Genomic DNA, 17101 nt, shown 5'->3' with positions numbered 1-17101 from the left:
CCCCTCAAAGCCTTACACTTCAAGGGGTTTCGTTTATTAATACATTTGCAGGTATTGGTCTCTTTCCCATTGGTGCACTTGTGTACGGAACATATACTATAGAAGAAAAACGTATTTTATTGATTCAAAAACGTTGATTTTGCGGCTTTTTATTGATTATGTTCATCAAACAGAATCATAAATCATGATGGAAAATCGGGCAAAAATCGGGCAGCTTATCGGGCAATTTTCTCACCTGATTTCCTGTGGTGTTTTCACCTCAACATTCAATTTTGCAGCTCTGCACAATTTTTCAATTGTATCTTTTCTTGCAGCTATGGATGTGTAAAATATAATTATCGGGCATTTCTTGTATTGGATAGTGATCAGCGGGCTTAATTCCGCGTATGTCGCTATCTTCTTTTTATTTGTGGTCATATTCTGCGTGCGGTCCACTTCTAGAAAATAAATTGTACCATCTTTACTGAACCTGGCATCCGGCCTAATCACTTTTTTTGCAAGGCCACTCTGAAATGCAACGTCCCTTTCAATTTGGAAATCATCCGGGAAACCATAATAGATGTACATATCGTTTCGCATCAAAAAATGTTCAGTCTCGAGACTGTATTTTCTTTCCTTTTCGCTCCCAATCAGTTCCCGTCCCTTTTGGTTTAAGTAATAAACATTCACGTTATTCCGGGGCGCGTGGCGCTTCACTTGCAAGTATTCACCCATTCGCTTTAGTACGTCCAGTGCATTCCGTGTGCTACCTAAATCATGTATCTGCTGAAGTTGCGTCCTGGTTGCAAAGCCCAGTTTATCTAAACTCAACAAGATTTGTTCCATGCGTTGCTGTTTCCTCAACAATATTTTCAGCCTCCCCTTCCAATCGAATAGGTTTTTGGTATCTCTCGAGCCGTTCCCACATTTCTTTATTGCTTATATAAGGAACCTGTAATTCTTTGATTTCATGTGTCTTAAACAGTGCTCTACCCTTTACATCAGATGGCAACTCCTCGGCTCCCTTATCATCTATAGCGACTTGTGAAGCATATCCGGACGGCAGCCGGAACGTGATTTTTGCGTCTGAATTTTGCTTTATCTGCCGTGGCAATGTGTCGGCTGTTGGGTACTGTGTCGCATAGATCAGCCTATAACCAAGCGCGCCGGCAATCCGAGCAATTTCCCCGAGGGCATGCTGGCAAAATCCAAGTAATTTCTTTTCTTCTTTGCCCATCCATTTTTCAGGGGCCAGCTGGGCTGCTTCGTCAACTATGATAAAACGGCGCTTCCGATATGGCGTATCCACCACATTGGACCAGTATTTCTTTCTGAATATCATATAGTCTCTTTGAACCTGCTCCATTATCTCGCCTAACAGTCCAGCCGCTTCCACTGAATCGGATGCAACACCTTTCACTTGTTCCAGCCGCTCAAACCTGCTGAATTCCAAGCCACCTTTCAAATCAATGATGTAAAATTCGACATCTTCCGGATGGTGCTCAATCAAGTAAGTCATGACCGTTTTTAAAAACACTGTTTTCCCGAACCTTGTCGTGCCGGCCGTGGTCATATGCGGGGTATGATCGAAATTATGCCAAACCATTCCATCAAGCCAACGGCCAAGAGGTATGACCCAGCCTTTCTTTTCCGGCACCTCTCCATATGGAAACATGGCCGGTATCTCTTTGTCATACACGCTTATGTTTAGAAATTTGTTGAATTCGATGATCACAGGCTTTTTCAACCCATCCGAAAATATATTCATTTCCTTCTCAAATTGTTTCATTTTGGTGGCCGGCAAACCCAAAGGGACAGAAAAAGAATATTTTGTTCCGATTCTTTCTTCACCGTCCATAATCGGATTCTTTTTTGCAAATTTTGGTGTTTGAAACTGATCTTTTTTCCGGATACCATAGCCCACATTCTCAAAAATTTTTTTGATTTTTTTCTTATCACTTTCCGGCACACTTGGCAAGGTTGCAACAGCAAACGCGGCAAGTGGAAATGCGAGATATTCGAGCATTTCGTTACCCTCCATCCGTATATTTTTGTACAAGCTAAAACACCTAATAAATCTGAAAAACGCATATACGCACGCAATTTCTAGCTAAAACAATTTCCATAGAGCATTCTTAAGCAAGAAAAAACCAAAACTCGCAAGAACCCCCGCGCGCATAAGCCATGCAAGACGCGTTTCATTAATTTTTACCCCACATTTTTCTAGGAATGTTAAACCAAGCAGGCAGACACCTAAGCCACAGAAAAAGGTCAGACCGCCGTCCAACATGGTTGTAAAATGCGGCGAAGCATATCCAAGTACAGGCTCGGCCATGAATGTTTTAAAGGGAATCGTTTCAATCGTCATTTCTTTTTTTCACTCCTTTTGCTTTTCTTGCTTCTATGCTTATGACATTATGTTTAAGAACTTACCTTGTCCTTTAAATTTTATTTTGATTTTCCTTTAACTTTTAATTTGAAAGGAATTTCGGATAAGCTGCCGAATAAAGTTATAGAGGTGAGTTGATGAAAAGCCGGATAGGAGAGATAATTGATGCAGCAGGATACAAGAAAAAGTACATAGCTAAAGAGCTAGGAGTTTCACCGACACAATTATCAAACTGGATTAGTGGGAGGTCGTACCCGACAGTGGAAAAGGCTTTTAAATTGGCGAAGCTGCTTAATGTGAAGGTTGATGATCTATACAAGGAGGATGATGAAAATGAGCTTTGACACAATCGCATCATTGCAGAGGATGCAGCAAATGCAACAGGCGCAAGCCGCAGCCGGTAAACGGTTGGTGTTAAGGAGATTGAATTCGGGGTTGGATATCGGGTTAACAGTGGCGGCCATCCTGTTATTTTTACCCACGTTTACGCTATCCCTTTGGCTGCTACTGATCTACCTGGCAATTAAAGAGTCTGTCATCAAAACATGTTTGGTGAAGAACGTTGCAACCGGGGAAAAATTTAAGGTTATGAAATCCGAGTTTAAACAGTACAAAAGAATGGTGAAAAACAAAGAAAAAGAGGTTCGGAACATAATCCCAACGGCCGCAGCTATTGCAGATGCTCCTGCAAAACCGGCTGAAGAAAAAGATGAGATCGAAGATTCGGCACTCGTACCTGCTCCGGAACCCATTGTCCAGGAACCGGAAGTTAGTGAGGATCCCGCTCCGAAACCGCAGCCCAAAAAGAAATCCATCACTTTTAATGTTGCTGGTGTGACATTTGAAAATGATAAAGGGAAGGAAATTCAGCCCCTTTTGCGCCGGATCGCTCGGGAGATTGCAAAAGAACAAGATGTTGAGTCATTTGGCGGATGGACCAATAAAGATATCTTGGAATACATGGCCGAAGTTTCACAATTTGAGGATGTAATGTTCGGTGATTATGTATCTTTTGAAAAAGATCTGGACAATGAATTTGACCAAAATGCAATAAAAGTAATGGCCAATCTAAATGATAAGCAGTTTCATATCGGATACGTGCCCAAAGATAATAACGTCCAAGTAGGGAAATTATTAGACGACGGTTTAATTGATAAAATAGCGGCCAGTTTTGTGGGCGGGAAAACAAAGGAAATTGACTATGATTTTGAAAAAGATAAAGACATTGTAGTGGTTAAGGAGCTCACACTGGGAGTGGAAATTACATTAATTTTGAAGGAAGAAGAGTAGCCCCCGCGGATGCGAGGGCTTTTGTTTATTCTTTATCTATATATGCCTTATATCCCTTTTTCTTCAATTCGACAACCAATTTTTCAGCGTTTGCTTTGCTAGCAAATGCTCCTAACTGGACCTTATATAAATTATTGCTACCGCCGCTAGAAGGTGAAGGCTTTGCGACCGGTTTTGACTTTGCTTTTAGTCCTAATGCTTTTGCAATTCCTTTTGCTTCTGCTGCAGCAACCTTTTTAAGGTTGGCATCAGATTTGAGGAAATTAGCATCTTTTTTTGTGTCGATGAACAAATGTTCAAGTAGCATAGCTTCCATAGCTGTTTCCCTAACTACCGCAAGATTAGCTTTCTTTTTGCCGCGATCTTTGAAACCATTATAAACTTTTTTTACTTCATAATGTACAGCAGACCGCATTTTTTCTGTGCTCCCACCATTTATAGATGTATAAACATACGACTCAAAGCCTGTACCACCGCCAGCATTCACATGATTGGATACAAATAGATCAGCCTTTTTCTTGTTGGCAAAATTGGCTCTCTCGCTTAACTCAACAAATACATCTGTAGAACGTGTTAAATAAACTTTTGCGCCTTCATAATTGTTCTCAAGTGCTGCCTTTGCATATTTGGATATTTTTAAAACAATATCTTTTTCTTTGAGCCCATTTGCACTTGCTCCTGGATCTTTACCGCCATGCCCTGGATCAATAACTACAATTTTTGTCATTAGAAAGACATCTCCTTTAAATTTTGTAATATAAAAGAGCCACAGCTTAGCTGTCGCCCGACTTCCCTTTTAAAACTTCAATGGCTTTTGTGATCTGGCTTGGGATCGGTAACCCGATCCGCCCAGCGTTTTCTACAATACTTAGAACCTCATTTGACAAATAAAAAAATATGGTCGCATCCCGAAACATGGCGTTCCCGCTGCCGAGCAATACATCCAACTGGTTTGCCATTGCAACGATGATAAAAATGGCAATCTTTTTAGGTATCGACTTAAACCCGACTTTGCTGCTTAATTTTCCTTCCACAGCTGACGCGAGCATGCCAGTAATGTAGTCAAAGACCACAAAAAGAAGCAGTACCAGCAACAATGGGGATGCACCCCACAGATAGCCGATTACTGCTCCCGCAGTTGTTAGTATTGTTTTGTATAGTTTGTCCATTCTCATTTTCCCCTTTTGGTATTTATTTTTTTAGATTTTTGATCCGCCTCCTTGTTTTTGAGCATAAGAAAAAGCACCCTGTTAGGAGTGCTTAATATTTAACAATTAATTCATTTAAATAAGCTACCAATAAACATAATCCATTGTCATTAACCCAAAACTTCCGACTTTCTTCTCCTTCAAAAGTGGCCCACATTTCATAAAGTAATTCATGCACTTGATCTCTTTCAATAAAATCAAAAGGTTGAACATCACCGTATTTAGCCTCTAAGATATCAAATACTGTTTTTTTCTCTAACGCTTTATTAATATCATCTAATTTTTCCTTTTTACCCTTGTCTAATAACCCATTGACAGCGAGTAAATATAATCCTATAGTATGATTTGCTATTGTTTTATTCAAAATATATCCCTCCTTCACCTGCCTATATTCGACTATTCGACATAAAAGAATGCTATTCCTGCAAAAATCCTGAATTTTTTACCGCGCAGTATGATCCAACTGCGCGGTAACACTTTGGTTTTCATTTTCAATGTTGTATTTAGATAAGAGAAGCAAAAGCAAGCATGGAAAGTAGAAATAGTTACCAACATTTACTATCCCCAAAAACGGAAATGTTAATAAAAAACAAACTAACCCCTTATACAAACTTACATTATATCGTGCATTTTTCGAACAATTCAGTGCATCAAAAAGGTAATAAGTAAAAATAAACATAACTATTATATAACCAACTATCCCAATATCTAAAAATATTTTTAAAAATTCATTATCTACCGTGAAAGATGTATTAAAGTCAACAGTATGGCTCACATAATTTGAACCAAATAAAGTTTTGATTATATCAAGATGTACATTTTGCAAGAAATAACTATATCCTGATATTCTGCTGCCAATGGTGATAAATGTGTGACTGCTCAATATACCAAGTATAATGTTTATTACCTTATATATGAACAGCGGATATGTTACTTGGATTAATAATGAGCAAAAGTAAATAAATTTAGCCGTTTTAATTTGATTTTTCCTTAACAAAAACATATAAATTAGTAGTAAAAATAAAGTTAAATATACTATACGTGTAAGGGTCATGTAAACTGCGGATATGAGAAACAGTACTAATAACAATTTTTTGAGACGGTTCATTTTCTTAAACATCAGAATTGAAAGGCATAGCAAAGCAAATAGACCAAGCGTTAGCCCACTATCTGTCATTCCAAATGCTCTTATTTTAGCACCTAGTGCTAAAAAATAGTCATTTGATGAGCTTGTCCCATTTAAATAAAAAATGGGATTTAAAACTGATTCACCTTTATAATTCACTGCAAAGATTGGGTTTAATGTAATATACTGATATACTCCTAATGCGCATTGAAACATGGAGAAAAAAATAGTAATCTTGCTCATTACCTTATAATTTAAAAAGTTGATTTTTAAAGATGCAGTAAGCAAAACAAATATTGTGCTAAAGTAAGAACTAAATATTATCCAAAACATATGCTGATAACTAAATGCAGTTGAGCCGTTGTATAATGATGATACCAAAAAAATTCCTATTAATGATGCTAATAATAATAATGGAGCATAGTAAATGGAAATTTCAGTGTTCTTCGCAAATGCGATTTTTTTAAAAACTAAAACAGTTATCATTATTAGCATTAATATTAGAGCATAGCTGTTTGAAAATAAAAAAAAGCTTTTTTCACCCACCAAAATATATAGTTGTAAAAGCATTTTCTTTGCAACTAACATAAATAAAAGCAAAATAAAGCTTAAAATAAAAGCCTTTTTAAAAATTACTCCAAGCAAAGGGTGTCACCTCAATTTCTATATAGTCGCTTATATTTTACACTAATTTTTTGCAAATGAAATACCAAAGCTTAAAATTGTGACAGACCTTTTTATAAAAATGTACAGGAATAATGATTCTTAACCTATACACCGCCTTCCAACACATCGATCGAGTTTTCAAATTCATTCAGTGTTTTTAAATACTCGTATCCTTGTATTAATATGTTTTTAGCAGAATTCGAATAACCAGGAATAAAAGAAAACGTCAGTTGGTCAATTACATTTTCTTTTGCACTTGAATCATACACAGTTAGCTGGAGTGCGACTTCTTTAAGTCCTGAAAAATAAGTAATTTGGAAATAAGCATTTTCAAAATTTATTTCTTGCCCAAATACAATCTTTGAATAATGTTTACTTAATGCCATTTTATCTTCCTCCTTAAAAATTCCTTGCTATTTCAATCCACTTTGTTCCGTTAAATCTAAGAGTTAACGTGTCTCCTTTTCCTGTTGGGACAGCATTTGCTCTACCTTTAAGTACTATTCCCCAAGGTGTTTCCGAAGTATCAATGTTTCCCGTATTAACAACTTGTGTTTGTGTATTATAGAAAATTAATGTAACCTCTGGAACACGGGCATCATCCCTGTTGAAATTATGAATCATTATTGTTGTTAATGTTTGCTTGCTCGAAGCGCCGACTAAAATGTATCGAGTTTCCGGGTAGATGGACATATTTAATCCCCCAGTATAAGTCATTTTGTCATTTTGATCGTACAAAGTACTGATCTGTGTATAATCTGAGGGCATGGACGTAATAATTGATGAGTTTAAAATGTTTTGCCCGAGAAAACCATTTATACGGTTATACACGTTAACGTTTTCTGATCCGCTAACTGCATACTCATTTAAAATAGAAAATGGATTTTGTGCGTCATCTGGCATGTTACGAGTGTAAAAATCAAGAAATACAAAACGTAAGTGGGTATATATAACCGGAACATATACATATACCTGCACCTGATAAATAAGAGGATCATTACTTATTTGCTTATAGCACAATGTAGCGTAAATTTGCATCCCTTGTGAATGTGAAAGTGGTGTAGTCGCTATTTTTGCTACCACCCCTGATGTTGAACTTTTTATCCTAAACTTTACATCTAAAAAGCATTTTTCTTGATAATCAGCATCGCTGGATTCATCAGATACGATTGCCGTAAATGATAGTCTCGATAATGTCCGGCTAGACTCATCAATGGTACTCAAATCTGCCTGAATAGGGCAATCAAATATCTTTACAAATCCAACAGAACTAAATTGCGGGGTCGTAAAACTAATAAAGTTTGTGTATTGTGTATGGGGATTACCGTTTGAATTATGGTTATCACTTGTTAAAATTTTTCGTTCATCCAATGACAATTTAAATCAATCCGCCTTTCACATAGTCGATCATAAACTGTTCGGCTGTTGTTGTCTCACTATCATTAAAATATTTAAATGGTGAGTCTACGTGCCACCATGCGAAGCCGTCTATGCATTGCAATCTGAATAACGTTGAAAAAGCTGCTTTCATTAACCATGTGACTGCATCATAATTTTGAGTAGCCGTACTGTAGTTTGGAGGTGTAACCGACTGCAATCCCGTATCAATCGGCATACAACCTATTTCTGTTATAAACACTTTTTTATTCAACTGAATTGATAAGTTTTGAAGTGCTTCAGCATAATTTACTCCGTTATATTGATAGTAAAAGGCTTTTGTAATTTCATCTATAATTGGTGTTTTCTCAGATAGTGGCTCTTGCTGATAACATAAATAGCAATTTGCTCCGATATAGTCCATCAAGCTATGAATTTGTTGTTTTTCAGCATCGACTGCTTCCCACCATTTCGGAGCATATAAAAGTTTCAACGATGGGTATGCTGATCTCACAGCGTCTACTAATGCTTGCCAGTAGCTTATCAGACTATTGTGCGTCTGATTGTATTGCTCACAGCCCACACATAAGAGAGGAATATCATTTTTTATACATAAATCGGCATAATGCAAACAAATTGATTGCCAGTTAGTGAAAAATGTGGCAACATCATCGCCTGTTATATGGTAATTTCCTCTATCGTATCCGTCACTCCAATTCAAACCGATATGAAGCTTTACCATATCAATCGGCACATTATTACTTTTTGCATCTAGCAATGTGCTATTAAACAAATCGTCCGGAATCATTTGAGGGCTTACGTCAGTGTCGCTTGTGACATTAACCATCACACACAAAGTTGCATGTGCCCCTTGTTTTGCAATATGTTGCCAACTTGTCATGCCTGGTTTTTGAGTACCATACATACCTGTTGTGATAGAAACAGTTTTATAAGTCAATTTATGTGGCAAGACAGTCTGATTTAAAACATTTAGCTGTGAAGAAGTTTCCGCCAACTGCGCGGTAACTTTATTATAATCAGATGCTGCCCTGGCGCTTGCTGTGGGATGCTCTACACCTTCAGTATCGTATCTTAAGTCCACAACTTCGCTTGGCTGAGGGTTGTTTCTTATCAGATTATCAACACGACCGATTTGATACTCAGCAGCCGTCTTCGCTTGATCCGCTACATCGCTCGTAGTCTCCATGCTCTTCGCAATGGATTCGCGTACATCTTTTCCGTAAACTGCTGTTCTAACCTTGTTTGCTAAGTCTTTAATTACGCTTGGTATTGCCATTTTAAGCAGTCCCTCCTTCCAAGGCTACAACTCTATTAACCAAGTCATCCAAGTCCACAGCTTTTATAACGGTAATAAGATCTAATTTTGCTTTTAAAGCATCCAAATCAATGGTGCTTAGGACTGTAATTAAATCGAGTTTGCCTTTGTCATCTTTGCTCATAAGCCCGTCTGCTGTCGATGTCGCTAAATTATATGTCGGTATCCCATCTACAGTTTGATTCAGATCATTTACCGCTGATTGCAGATCATTTACCGCTTGTTGTAAACCCGGAATATCGCTTTCTGAAATTGACTGTTGCACACTCGTTACTGCTGCGTTTACCGACTCTAATTCAGTTTTTAGGCTACCTATCGTTTGCATCTGCCGGTTAACCGTAATCTGCAATTCAGTAATTCTTTTGGCCGATGCGTTCATTTCCGACTGGTATTCATTTAATGTTTTAAACTTATCTCCGATTGTCAGAGCCGCATTATGTGGGTTGTTAATATCCAGCTGTTTCCCAACCACCCGTAGTCGTTCATTTATGGCCATTATAGGATTAATGACCGGGTATGAGTTGCCAACATCAAATTGATCAATATCAAGCCCAATCAAAAATAAATCCAGCGCTGACAATTGATACTGTATTAAGGCGGTTGTCTGTGTCGAAAAAAAAGCCTTACCTTTAGATAAAAGATTACTTGCTTGTGTTACGTCATCCCATGTCACGGATCCACCCTGAATTCCGAACTCCGCAATTAGTGCTGGCGAATCAATGTATGGTTTGCCATTATTCACCGACTCAATGGTGAGGCGTGCTTCAGATGCATCTGTATCAGATTTATTTTCTGATTCGATCCTGGCGCCTAGAGGTGTAAGACGTGTGATTATCTGAGTTGGATCTATATCCCGACTAATACTAATTAAGTTCTTAGCAATCCGGATTTCAGTACTCTTTTCCTCGCCGATGCTTACCAAATAATCTAAAAAGCGAACCCCATTTTCCTTTCGAATTTGAAGTTCGCCACCTAATTTATCAATCAAATTTTCTTTAATCGTGTCAAAGGTATCCTTTTCAGCTGATAAGTAAAGATACATGTAATTATTCGGATCCGTAACCGTCACCTGGCCAACCTGAAACTGCTTGTAAGTTTCAACTTGTAAATTGTGATATTCAATGATTGTTTTAAGCAAATCTTCCGGGGATCCACGGAATTTAAGGTGCCGCTGCATACTGTCGTGGAGATATCCGAGCTCGCCCTCACAGTCATATGCCGCGCTATGCAGTCCGGAGTCATCCATGCTTTCACTCGGACCCAGTACGCGACCTTCAAACTCATATTTCCCTGTTTTCATATTCAGGATGCGGATCAACGTTTTCAAAGGTTTTATTTTTCCATAGCCCGGGTTGCCCATATAGAAAGAAAAATTAAATGAATCAATAGCATTGATTTCTTTTTTTACAATCCCGGTTGCTAATTTCAAACCATTTACGTTGGCACCGTGAATTATTGTCTCTATTCCATCATTTACAATTGTGACCTTATACATCAAATCAGCTCCTTATAGAACTTAAAGGAGATTGTCCCCGTTCCACTTATTTCAAGGTTATTTTCACCTGATTTTAGTACAAAATCTTGGTCTTTAGTTTTTCCAGATGTAACAGTGTACTTCACACCGTCTTTGTCAATTATCATTTGATTTGATGCAGTAATTTCCGGAATAACGTCAGGCGCTCCAGAATTAATCAATGTGACAGTCAAAGAACCACTCACATTGAAACTGACATCCTGTGCAACGTCTAAGTCGAAATTAAAATCATCCCAAATATCATTTCCTTCTGGAAGTTCAGAGATCATAAATGGATATGCTCTGAATGTTACTGTCAGCGTTCCAGTCTCAAAATCGTCCTGAAAATCAGTATCGCTTTCGGCTTCCGCCAAATAATAATAGCCAGGCATGACATCATCATACAGCTTTTGCCTTCCGTGGCTATTCATTAACCAATTAATCAGTTTCGTTTTTTCAACCTGTAGAGCTTCAGGTGTCCAGTTTCCCCACTTAAGAACATTAAATGTGAATTTCAGCGTTCGAGATCCATACACTTGGGACCCATAAATTTCACTAAAATCATATTCAGTATTGGAGTAAGGCACTCTAACGACAATTTTTTCTTTGGCAGGAAAACCAATTTCCCTGCCATCAGGGGGCATAGTGTAACCCATGTCACGATAGGAGTGTTTGCCATTAAATGTAATGCCGTACATCTATGCTAGCCCCCTGTCTTTTCTCCGAATCCGAACGCCACCCTCTGCATCCGTATAATCACCGATAATTTGCGCGAACGTTTTTCCGTCAATCTGTAGATAAACTGGTCCTTTACTTCCAAGATTCATACTGTCTGCAATCCCTTTGCCGATTGCTCCAAGTGTTTCATCATTTAACGGAAGTGCTGCTTCCGGCCCAGCTTCGCCAGCACCCTGCAGCCGGCCATTATTAACGCCAAAAATTGTTGGCTCAGTGAAAATGGCGCCTTTCGCCCGCCAGTCAACAGAAATCTTCGGCACACTCGGCGGTTTTAGTGAAAACTTGCCGCTGATATTGAAATGTGGCATCGGCGGTAAGCTGATCTTCGGAATTTTTAAATGTAATCCGGAGAAAAATCCCTTTATCCTGCTGATTATGCCAGAAATCTTATTTTTAGCAGACTCAATCGGAGCCACAATTTTATTTTTTGCCTGGCTCATGGCACTCCCAGCTTTAGTTTTCAAATCATTAAATTTGCTTACTGCGCTATTCTTTAAGCTGTTTACTTTATCAACAAAGCTGCTTTTCAAATCATTGACTTTTCCTACCACGTTATTTTTCAAGCTGCTGATCGAATTACCCGCTTTCGTCTTTAAATCATTGAATTTATTGACGGCACCATTTTTTAAATCATTAGCCTTATTGACAAAGCCAGTTTTCAATTCACTTGCCTTGTTAATAACATTATTTTTAAAACTAGATACAGCGTTGCCGGCTTTCGTCTTCAAGTCATTAAATTTTCCGACGGCACCATTTTTTAAATCATTAATTTTATTTACAAATCCCTCTTTTAATTCATTAACCTTGTTAACTACCTTGTCTTTTAATTCTCCAGCTTTATTTTTGAGTGTATCCCAGTTTTTATACAAGGCAATTCCTGCGCCGATAAGCAACCCAAAGGGGCCTAATAAACCTAGTAAAAGTGGAGCAAAAGCACCTATTTTTTCGCTAATCCAGTCCGTTATTTTCCCCCAGTTTTGAATTACTAAGACTATCCCCGCAATCGCCGCTGCCACCGCAACAACAACTGCAATAATCGGCAGCAAGGCTATATCGAGGGATCCAATGGCAACAGCCAGGGCGATAATAACCGGGGTTAATGCGGCCGCAATCGCCAATAAGCCGCCAAAAACAGTAATAAATGTTTGAACCGGGCCAGGTAATTTTCCAAACCAACCCCCCATTTCCGCAAGCATCTCAACAACCGGTGTTAGAGCATCCACAAGGTTTTGCCCAATTGGAAGTAGGGACTGCTGCAGTTCCCGCAAAGATGATTGCCATTTCTCCCCTGGAGTTTTTTTTGCCATTTCATCAGCTTTACCGGTTGTATCTTTAAACGCATCACCAACACTAAACAGCGCTTTCGCCCCGTCAATGCCTAAATCTTCAAACTGACTAGAAAGTAGGGATAATGCTTTCTGCTGTTCTGTGGGCGACATTTTGTTTAAATCCTTAGATACGGAATTGGCGACATCCGCAACCGTCGCTTTACCATCTTTCCATTTTTCAAATGTGCTCTGCGTATCTTTTGAAAAGCTCCCCATAATTTTGGAAAAGCTTCCATCCCCTAGTCGAATTTGAAATTCCTTGACTGCATCAGCTGCCTTATCGGTATTCATGGCCCCATTTTCCATGCCATTTTTTATGATTTGAAGCATTTGATCTGCACTATAACCTGCCGCCTTAAAATGCGGACTGTATTCATTCAACGTGTCTAAAAAATCACCGCTTTTATTCAGGCCATTCTGGTATCCGGCCGTTATCAAATCTAATGCTTTATCCCCCGAAATACCAAATGATTGCATAAGTTTGCTTGCAGCATTAATATTCTCTTGCACATCTGTTCCAGTACGCTTTGATATTGTAGTAATTTTATTTGTTAAGTTCTCTAAATCAGTATTGTTGAGATCTCCAAAGCTCTGTTTGACCAAAACTACTGCTTGTGTGGCTTCGTCCATGGACCCAACGACGCCATTCTTAAACACATCATTTACCACACCATTTAGTTTTTCTACTTCCTTACCGGTTAGCCCAAGATTCGCCTGCAAATTCGTCTGGGAATCACCAAACTGTAGGGCTGAATCCATCCCCGTTTGTCCGAGCTCAATTATTTTATCCGTAACGCCCTGAAGTAATTCAGTTGCCTCAAGCAAATTATTAATATCAATCTTTTTGCCCAGCTCAGCCATTCCATCTCCGGCTGCTACACTGCTCGATTTAACATCATCCAACGTTTTATCAAATTTTGCAATTGCCGTTTTCGCGTCATTAATTTTCGCTTCCAGCTGGTTAACTTCAATCGAATTGTCACCGTAAACCCTCTTCGTTGCTTCCAGTTGCTGCTCCAAATTTTTTACAACCCGATCGGTTAGATCCATTTGCTTTGTCAACTGTTTTTGGGCCAGTTCTGTTTTTTCGGCTTCAGTTGCATTATCACCAAGCTCCGCATTTTGCAGCTTAAAAGAACTGGTTAGATTTTTCTGTTCGGAGTCCAGGAGCTTACTTTCATTTTTCAATTTAGCCAGTACATCTTGCGCTTCCCGCGCCTGTTGTGCTTCATCACTAAGCCCTTCATTTACACGGTCTAGGGATTTCTGCAAAGCCGATTCCGCACGTTCAGAGTCCAAAAGCTTACCGTACATCTTATTTAACTGGCCGGATGTGGTATTGGTGTTTTTGCTCATTTCTTCAAACTCTGCGGCCAATTTAGCAGTCCGTTTCTGGGCCGCTTCCATCTGTATTTCAAGCTTTTTCTTTTCAGCCCGTAGCTTGTCCGTTGCGCTCGCATCATTCCCCATCGCGGCAATATGATTTTTATACTCTTTCGCCGCATTGTTCATTATCATATTTAACTCTTTAAGTGTTTCAGCATATTCAACCTGGCCGTCCATTTTAAAATTCAGGACAACGTTTTTTTCCTTGTCAGCCATTTTCTCACCTCGCTTTACAAAAACGGCGTTTGATCAAGCGTATAAATTTGTTTCGGTTTTGTGTCTTTCAGTGCATCCGGATTGTTGTACTTAAGGAACATGATGAATTGCTTTAAAAGATGGTTAGGTGTGATATTAAAGAAATCATCCATACTCAATCCAAGCAACGTATTACCGACAAAAAAGTAAAAGTCCCAATCCAATTCGGACTGAGATCCTTTGTGTTTTGTCAGTATGTTTTCTACTTTTTTTCCTGTTTAATCTTCTCCGCATCTTCAACCTGGAAATTTTGGTTACTGAAAATATTAAATGCAGTTTCAAAGATTGCCGGCAAATCGGATAAAGGAATAGCATTTTCAATCTCGGCTGGCGTGCATTCGGTTCCCCCACTGCGAACCATTGCATAAATAAGCGCGTTCATCAGTTTAACTTCTCTTTTCCCGAGCGTCACTTTTCCTTTATCCAACATGCGGTTAACATCCCGTTCGAAAACATGGTACGGCTTGCCATAGGCCTCTTCGACATAAGGAAAACTTTTCATCGTAAAAATAACAGGTATCTGCGCATTTTGAATGCGAATCGTATCCCGGTTGATATTTACATTTACAAGATCACTTAATCTGGCCATTTATTTATCACGCCCCCGTTGTTCCTGGGAATAATGTTGCGATTTGAGACTCATCACATACTACCTGTTTCATAAAGTCTGCAACGGTTACACCGGCAGCATCTGCAGCTCCCGTATCCAGCTCTGCTTGTGTGACATCATTAAATAACAATGGATCCGCTGTGATGGTATAGGTAATATCATCAACGGTCATTTCTTCATTTTGCGTTTTCCAGCTTTCTTCAATTGGAGCTACTGTACAACGTGGATACCAACGGGCTAGTTTTGACCCATCATTCAATGGGAAAATGGCACCCACTGCGAATTTAGGATATTCTTTTGCAATGGCTTTTTCAAAAGAAATTCCTTTAGTTCTTGTTTTTCCAAAAATTTTATCCTTAACTTCTCGATTTAAGCCGGCTAAGTTAAAAGCAAGCCCAAACGCCGTGTTTTTCGTGATATTGATGATCTTTTTATTACTAGCCCATTTCACAAAGTTGGTTGATGTAGCTGAAATTGTTAAATCTGAAATATTCGTTTGCTGATAAACAACAGCATCATAAGTTGGAATAGCATCCGCGGTTTCAGACCCACTCATCATACAAATATATAAATCCTCAATCCCGACTGAGTACTGGATTTCTTTGCGTTCGGTTGCCATGTTCATCATCCTTCCATTTTCTTAATTATTTTATTAGCCATAATGTCCGCCACTTTATCACCTTCAGCATCCCATGTGTTCTGAACGAAATGCTGACCCTTGACACGGCCTTTTCCATTGGCTTTTTTATGGCCATGCTCGGCCAGATACCAATACCAGGCGTCATCATCAAAGGCGACGCAAACCCGGTCATCTTTAACAACCACTTTCAAGCTGTCCTTTAAATGCTTCTTATTTTTGTCGGATGCTTTTATCCGGGGCTTTAATTTATCCACAAAATAATTTGCCGCTTCCTCCAAAGCATCCATTTCAACTCTTTTATTCAGTCTTAATAGTGTATTGATTTCTTTAAGGGCTTCTGCAAATCCGTTGTGATTAGCCATTTACGCACCTCACATTCGTTATAAATTGTGTTATGGTGGCGTCATTCTCGTCATACGGGTAGCCCTCAAACTGGCTGTAAACAACACCATATTGATTAAACACTTTCTTTAACGGCTCATAATCGGTTTCGGTGCCATTTGTGATAACGGCAATCTGATAAAGTGGTATGGATTTAAGAACCTTATTTGAGGCACGTACGTGCGTCTCATTGACATATTCATAAACGATGTATGGATAAACCGCAGTTGTTGGTTCACTATCCCGATAAACAGGCAATCCCGATTCTTTCATAATCGCCCGCAGCTGCTGAAAATTAATCTGCATAGGATAAACTCAACTCCATTACGCGATCTGATTCACGTACATAGATTCGTTCAATGTCATAGATTCGATCATTAATTTTAACCCGATAATCTTTTTGATTGTTTTCTACCATGCGGTCAAGACGAGTTTCTATTTTTTTCATGATTTCCTGGGCATCTTTAAAAGTGAATTTATCAGCTGCAGTTATGCCGATATTGTTGTATTTCAGATCGCGAACTTTTGAGTAGCCTGACACTGGCCTGTCCGTTTCGGGATCAATGGTTTCTCCAAGTTTTAATAGATCAGCTGTCCACTTAAGGCTATTCGTCTGTCGTTTCGACATCGCTGAACACCTCCTGGACAAAGAAGGGAGTCATTGCGTCTAATGCTGCGCCTAGTTCTTTTTCAGCCACACGGTATTCATAAAAAATTCCGGCACACATAATAACTAAGTATTCCACTTCTTTACCGACAGCTTTTTGGACATATTTTTTACCTTGGACAATGTAAAAAGGGAGCATGGTTTCATCCATGCCCTCTTCCCAATGCATATGCGATTTTAATTTTTCTAGATACTCTTGATCAGTCATACGC

General features: G+C 38.9%; 22 protein-coding genes. 2 read left to right on the top strand and 20 right to left on the bottom strand.

Going from position 1 to position 17101, the window contains the following annotated elements; genetic code table 11:
- Positions 1-231: 231 nt before the first annotated feature.
- The 3 genes from C232_RS0113165 to C232_RS0113155 all read right to left on the bottom strand — a co-directional run bounded on the left by C232_RS0113165 (position 232) and on the right by C232_RS0113155 (position 2347).
- On the bottom strand, positions 232-825 hold the full coding sequence (locus C232_RS0113165) for a replication-relaxation family protein (RefSeq protein ID WP_018664636.1): 594 nt from the start codon (positions 823-825) through the stop codon (positions 232-234).
- Positions 797-2005, bottom strand: coding sequence for an FtsK/SpoIIIE domain-containing protein (locus tag C232_RS0113160; RefSeq protein WP_018664635.1), 1209 nt, complete (start codon positions 2003-2005; stop codon positions 797-799). The genes C232_RS0113165 and C232_RS0113160 overlap by 29 nt, the downstream gene beginning before the upstream one ends.
- 84 nt (positions 2006-2089) lie before the next feature.
- Positions 2090-2347, bottom strand: coding sequence for a hypothetical protein (locus C232_RS0113155; RefSeq protein WP_018664634.1), 258 nt, complete (start codon positions 2345-2347; stop codon positions 2090-2092).
- A gap of 158 nt (positions 2348-2505) precedes the next feature.
- Between C232_RS0113155 and C232_RS0113150 the strand changes: the two genes are divergently transcribed.
- Entirely contained in the window at positions 2506-2712 is a 207-nt protein-coding gene (locus tag C232_RS0113150) for a helix-turn-helix transcriptional regulator (RefSeq protein ID WP_018664633.1), read from the top strand.
- A complete protein-coding gene (locus C232_RS19500) occupies positions 2702-3658 on the top strand; it encodes an HIRAN domain-containing protein (RefSeq protein ID WP_018664632.1) in 957 nt (318 codons plus the stop codon). The genes C232_RS0113150 and C232_RS19500 overlap by 11 nt, the downstream gene beginning before the upstream one ends.
- Positions 3659-3683: 25 nt before the next feature.
- Here the strand turns inward: C232_RS19500 and C232_RS0113140 are convergent, their stop codons facing one another.
- The 17 genes from C232_RS0113140 to C232_RS0113060 all read right to left on the bottom strand — a co-directional run bounded on the left by C232_RS0113140 (position 3684) and on the right by C232_RS0113060 (position 17097).
- Positions 3684-4385 (bottom strand): N-acetylmuramoyl-L-alanine amidase, encoded by a 702-nt coding sequence (locus C232_RS0113140; RefSeq protein WP_018664631.1) that lies wholly within the window; start codon positions 4383-4385, stop codon positions 3684-3686.
- A gap of 46 nt (positions 4386-4431) precedes the next feature.
- Positions 4432-4827, bottom strand: a complete 396-nt coding sequence (locus tag C232_RS0113135; protein WP_018664630.1) for a phage holin family protein — start codon at positions 4825-4827, stop codon at positions 4432-4434.
- Between the two features lie 91 nt (positions 4828-4918).
- On the bottom strand, positions 4919-5230 hold the full coding sequence (locus C232_RS0113130; protein ID WP_018664629.1) for a hypothetical protein: 312 nt from the start codon (positions 5228-5230) through the stop codon (positions 4919-4921).
- Positions 5231-5308: 78 nt separating this feature from the next.
- A complete protein-coding gene (locus tag C232_RS0113125) occupies positions 5309-6637 on the bottom strand; it encodes a hypothetical protein (RefSeq protein WP_018664628.1) in 1329 nt (442 codons plus the stop codon).
- A gap of 125 nt (positions 6638-6762) precedes the next feature.
- Positions 6763-7044 (bottom strand): hypothetical protein, encoded by a 282-nt coding sequence (locus tag C232_RS0113120; protein ID WP_018664627.1) that lies wholly within the window; start codon positions 7042-7044, stop codon positions 6763-6765.
- Positions 7045-7057: 13 nt separating this feature from the next.
- Entirely contained in the window at positions 7058-8035 is a 978-nt protein-coding gene (locus C232_RS0113115) for a hypothetical protein (RefSeq protein WP_018664626.1), read from the bottom strand.
- 1 nt (position 8036) lies between these two features.
- Complete coding sequence (locus tag C232_RS18680; protein WP_018664625.1) at positions 8037-9332, bottom strand: glycoside hydrolase family 113; 1296 nt, start codon at positions 9330-9332, stop codon at positions 8037-8039.
- A 1-nt stretch (position 9333) separates the two neighbouring features.
- Positions 9334-10866: a phage tail spike protein gene (locus C232_RS0113105; protein WP_018664624.1), complete on the bottom strand. Its 1533-nt coding sequence runs from the start codon at positions 10864-10866 to the stop codon at positions 9334-9336.
- Entirely contained in the window at positions 10866-11582 is a 717-nt protein-coding gene (locus C232_RS0113100) for a phage tail family protein (RefSeq protein WP_018664623.1), read from the bottom strand. Before C232_RS0113100 ends, C232_RS0113105 begins: the two co-directional genes overlap by 1 nt.
- Positions 11583-14552: a phage tail tape measure protein gene (locus C232_RS18675; protein WP_018664622.1), complete on the bottom strand. Its 2970-nt coding sequence runs from the start codon at positions 14550-14552 to the stop codon at positions 11583-11585.
- A gap of 14 nt (positions 14553-14566) precedes the next feature.
- Entirely contained in the window at positions 14567-14755 is a 189-nt protein-coding gene (locus C232_RS18670) for a hypothetical protein (RefSeq protein ID WP_018664621.1), read from the bottom strand.
- A gap of 38 nt (positions 14756-14793) precedes the next feature.
- Complete coding sequence (locus tag C232_RS0113085) at positions 14794-15180, bottom strand: hypothetical protein (protein ID WP_018664620.1); 387 nt, start codon at positions 15178-15180, stop codon at positions 14794-14796.
- 7 nt (positions 15181-15187) lie between these two features.
- Complete coding sequence (locus C232_RS0113080) at positions 15188-15820, bottom strand: major tail protein (protein ID WP_018664619.1); 633 nt, start codon at positions 15818-15820, stop codon at positions 15188-15190.
- A 5-nt stretch (positions 15821-15825) separates the two neighbouring features.
- Positions 15826-16203: an HK97-gp10 family putative phage morphogenesis protein gene (locus tag C232_RS0113075; RefSeq protein ID WP_018664618.1), complete on the bottom strand. Its 378-nt coding sequence runs from the start codon at positions 16201-16203 to the stop codon at positions 15826-15828.
- Positions 16196-16528, bottom strand: a complete 333-nt coding sequence (locus C232_RS0113070; RefSeq protein WP_018664617.1) for a hypothetical protein — start codon at positions 16526-16528, stop codon at positions 16196-16198. Before C232_RS0113070 ends, C232_RS0113075 begins: the two co-directional genes overlap by 8 nt.
- Positions 16518-16850: a hypothetical protein gene (locus tag C232_RS0113065; RefSeq protein ID WP_018664616.1), complete on the bottom strand. Its 333-nt coding sequence runs from the start codon at positions 16848-16850 to the stop codon at positions 16518-16520. The genes C232_RS0113070 and C232_RS0113065 overlap by 11 nt, the downstream gene beginning before the upstream one ends.
- Positions 16828-17097 (bottom strand): head-tail connector protein, encoded by a 270-nt coding sequence (locus C232_RS0113060; RefSeq protein WP_018664615.1) that lies wholly within the window; start codon positions 17095-17097, stop codon positions 16828-16830. The genes C232_RS0113065 and C232_RS0113060 overlap by 23 nt, the downstream gene beginning before the upstream one ends.
- Between the last annotated feature and the right edge of the window lie 4 nt (positions 17098-17101).

The sequence above is a fragment of the Heyndrickxia acidiproducens DSM 23148 genome, from assembly GCF_000374345.1.
Taxonomy (GTDB): Bacteria; Bacillota; Bacilli; order Bacillales; family Bacillaceae_C; genus Weizmannia; species Weizmannia acidiproducens.
This window is presented reverse-complemented; position numbering and strand designations above follow the sequence as displayed.

Excerpts from the sequence above, each read along its gene's own strand:
- C232_RS0113165 (WP_018664636.1), bottom strand. The coding sequence starts at position 825 with ATGGAACAAATCTTGTTGAGTTTAGATAAACTGGGCTTTGCAACCAGG.
- C232_RS0113160 (WP_018664635.1), bottom strand. The coding sequence starts at position 2,005 with ATGCTCGAATATCTCGCATTTCCACTTGCCGCGTTTGCTGTTGCAACC.
- C232_RS0113155 (WP_018664634.1), bottom strand. The coding sequence starts at position 2,347 with ATGACGATTGAAACGATTCCCTTTAAAACATTCATGGCCGAGCCTGTA.
- C232_RS0113150 (WP_018664633.1), top strand. The coding sequence starts at position 2,506 with ATGAAAAGCCGGATAGGAGAGATAATTGATGCAGCAGGATACAAGAAA.
- C232_RS19500 (WP_018664632.1), top strand. The coding sequence starts at position 2,702 with ATGAGCTTTGACACAATCGCATCATTGCAGAGGATGCAGCAAATGCAA.
- C232_RS0113140 (WP_018664631.1), bottom strand. The coding sequence starts at position 4,385 with ATGACAAAAATTGTAGTTATTGATCCAGGGCATGGCGGTAAAGATCCA.
- C232_RS0113135 (WP_018664630.1), bottom strand. The coding sequence starts at position 4,827 with ATGGACAAACTATACAAAACAATACTAACAACTGCGGGAGCAGTAATC.
- C232_RS0113120 (WP_018664627.1), bottom strand. The coding sequence starts at position 7,044 with ATGGCATTAAGTAAACATTATTCAAAGATTGTATTTGGGCAAGAAATA.
- C232_RS18680 (WP_018664625.1), bottom strand. The coding sequence starts at position 9,332 with ATGGCAATACCAAGCGTAATTAAAGACTTAGCAAACAAGGTTAGAACA.
- C232_RS0113105 (WP_018664624.1), bottom strand. The coding sequence starts at position 10,866 with ATGTATAAGGTCACAATTGTAAATGATGGAATAGAGACAATAATTCAC.
- C232_RS0113100 (WP_018664623.1), bottom strand. The coding sequence starts at position 11,582 with ATGTACGGCATTACATTTAATGGCAAACACTCCTATCGTGACATGGGT.
- C232_RS18675 (WP_018664622.1), bottom strand. The coding sequence starts at position 14,552 with ATGGCTGACAAGGAAAAAAACGTTGTCCTGAATTTTAAAATGGACGGC.
- C232_RS0113085 (WP_018664620.1), bottom strand. The coding sequence starts at position 15,180 with ATGGCCAGATTAAGTGATCTTGTAAATGTAAATATCAACCGGGATACG.
- C232_RS0113080 (WP_018664619.1), bottom strand. The coding sequence starts at position 15,820 with ATGGCAACCGAACGCAAAGAAATCCAGTACTCAGTCGGGATTGAGGAT.
- C232_RS0113075 (WP_018664618.1), bottom strand. The coding sequence starts at position 16,203 with ATGGCTAATCACAACGGATTTGCAGAAGCCCTTAAAGAAATCAATACA.
- C232_RS0113070 (WP_018664617.1), bottom strand. The coding sequence starts at position 16,528 with ATGCAGATTAATTTTCAGCAGCTGCGGGCGATTATGAAAGAATCGGGA.
- C232_RS0113065 (WP_018664616.1), bottom strand. The coding sequence starts at position 16,850 with ATGTCGAAACGACAGACGAATAGCCTTAAGTGGACAGCTGATCTATTA.
- C232_RS0113060 (WP_018664615.1), bottom strand. The coding sequence starts at position 17,097 with ATGACTGATCAAGAGTATCTAGAAAAATTAAAATCGCATATGCATTGG.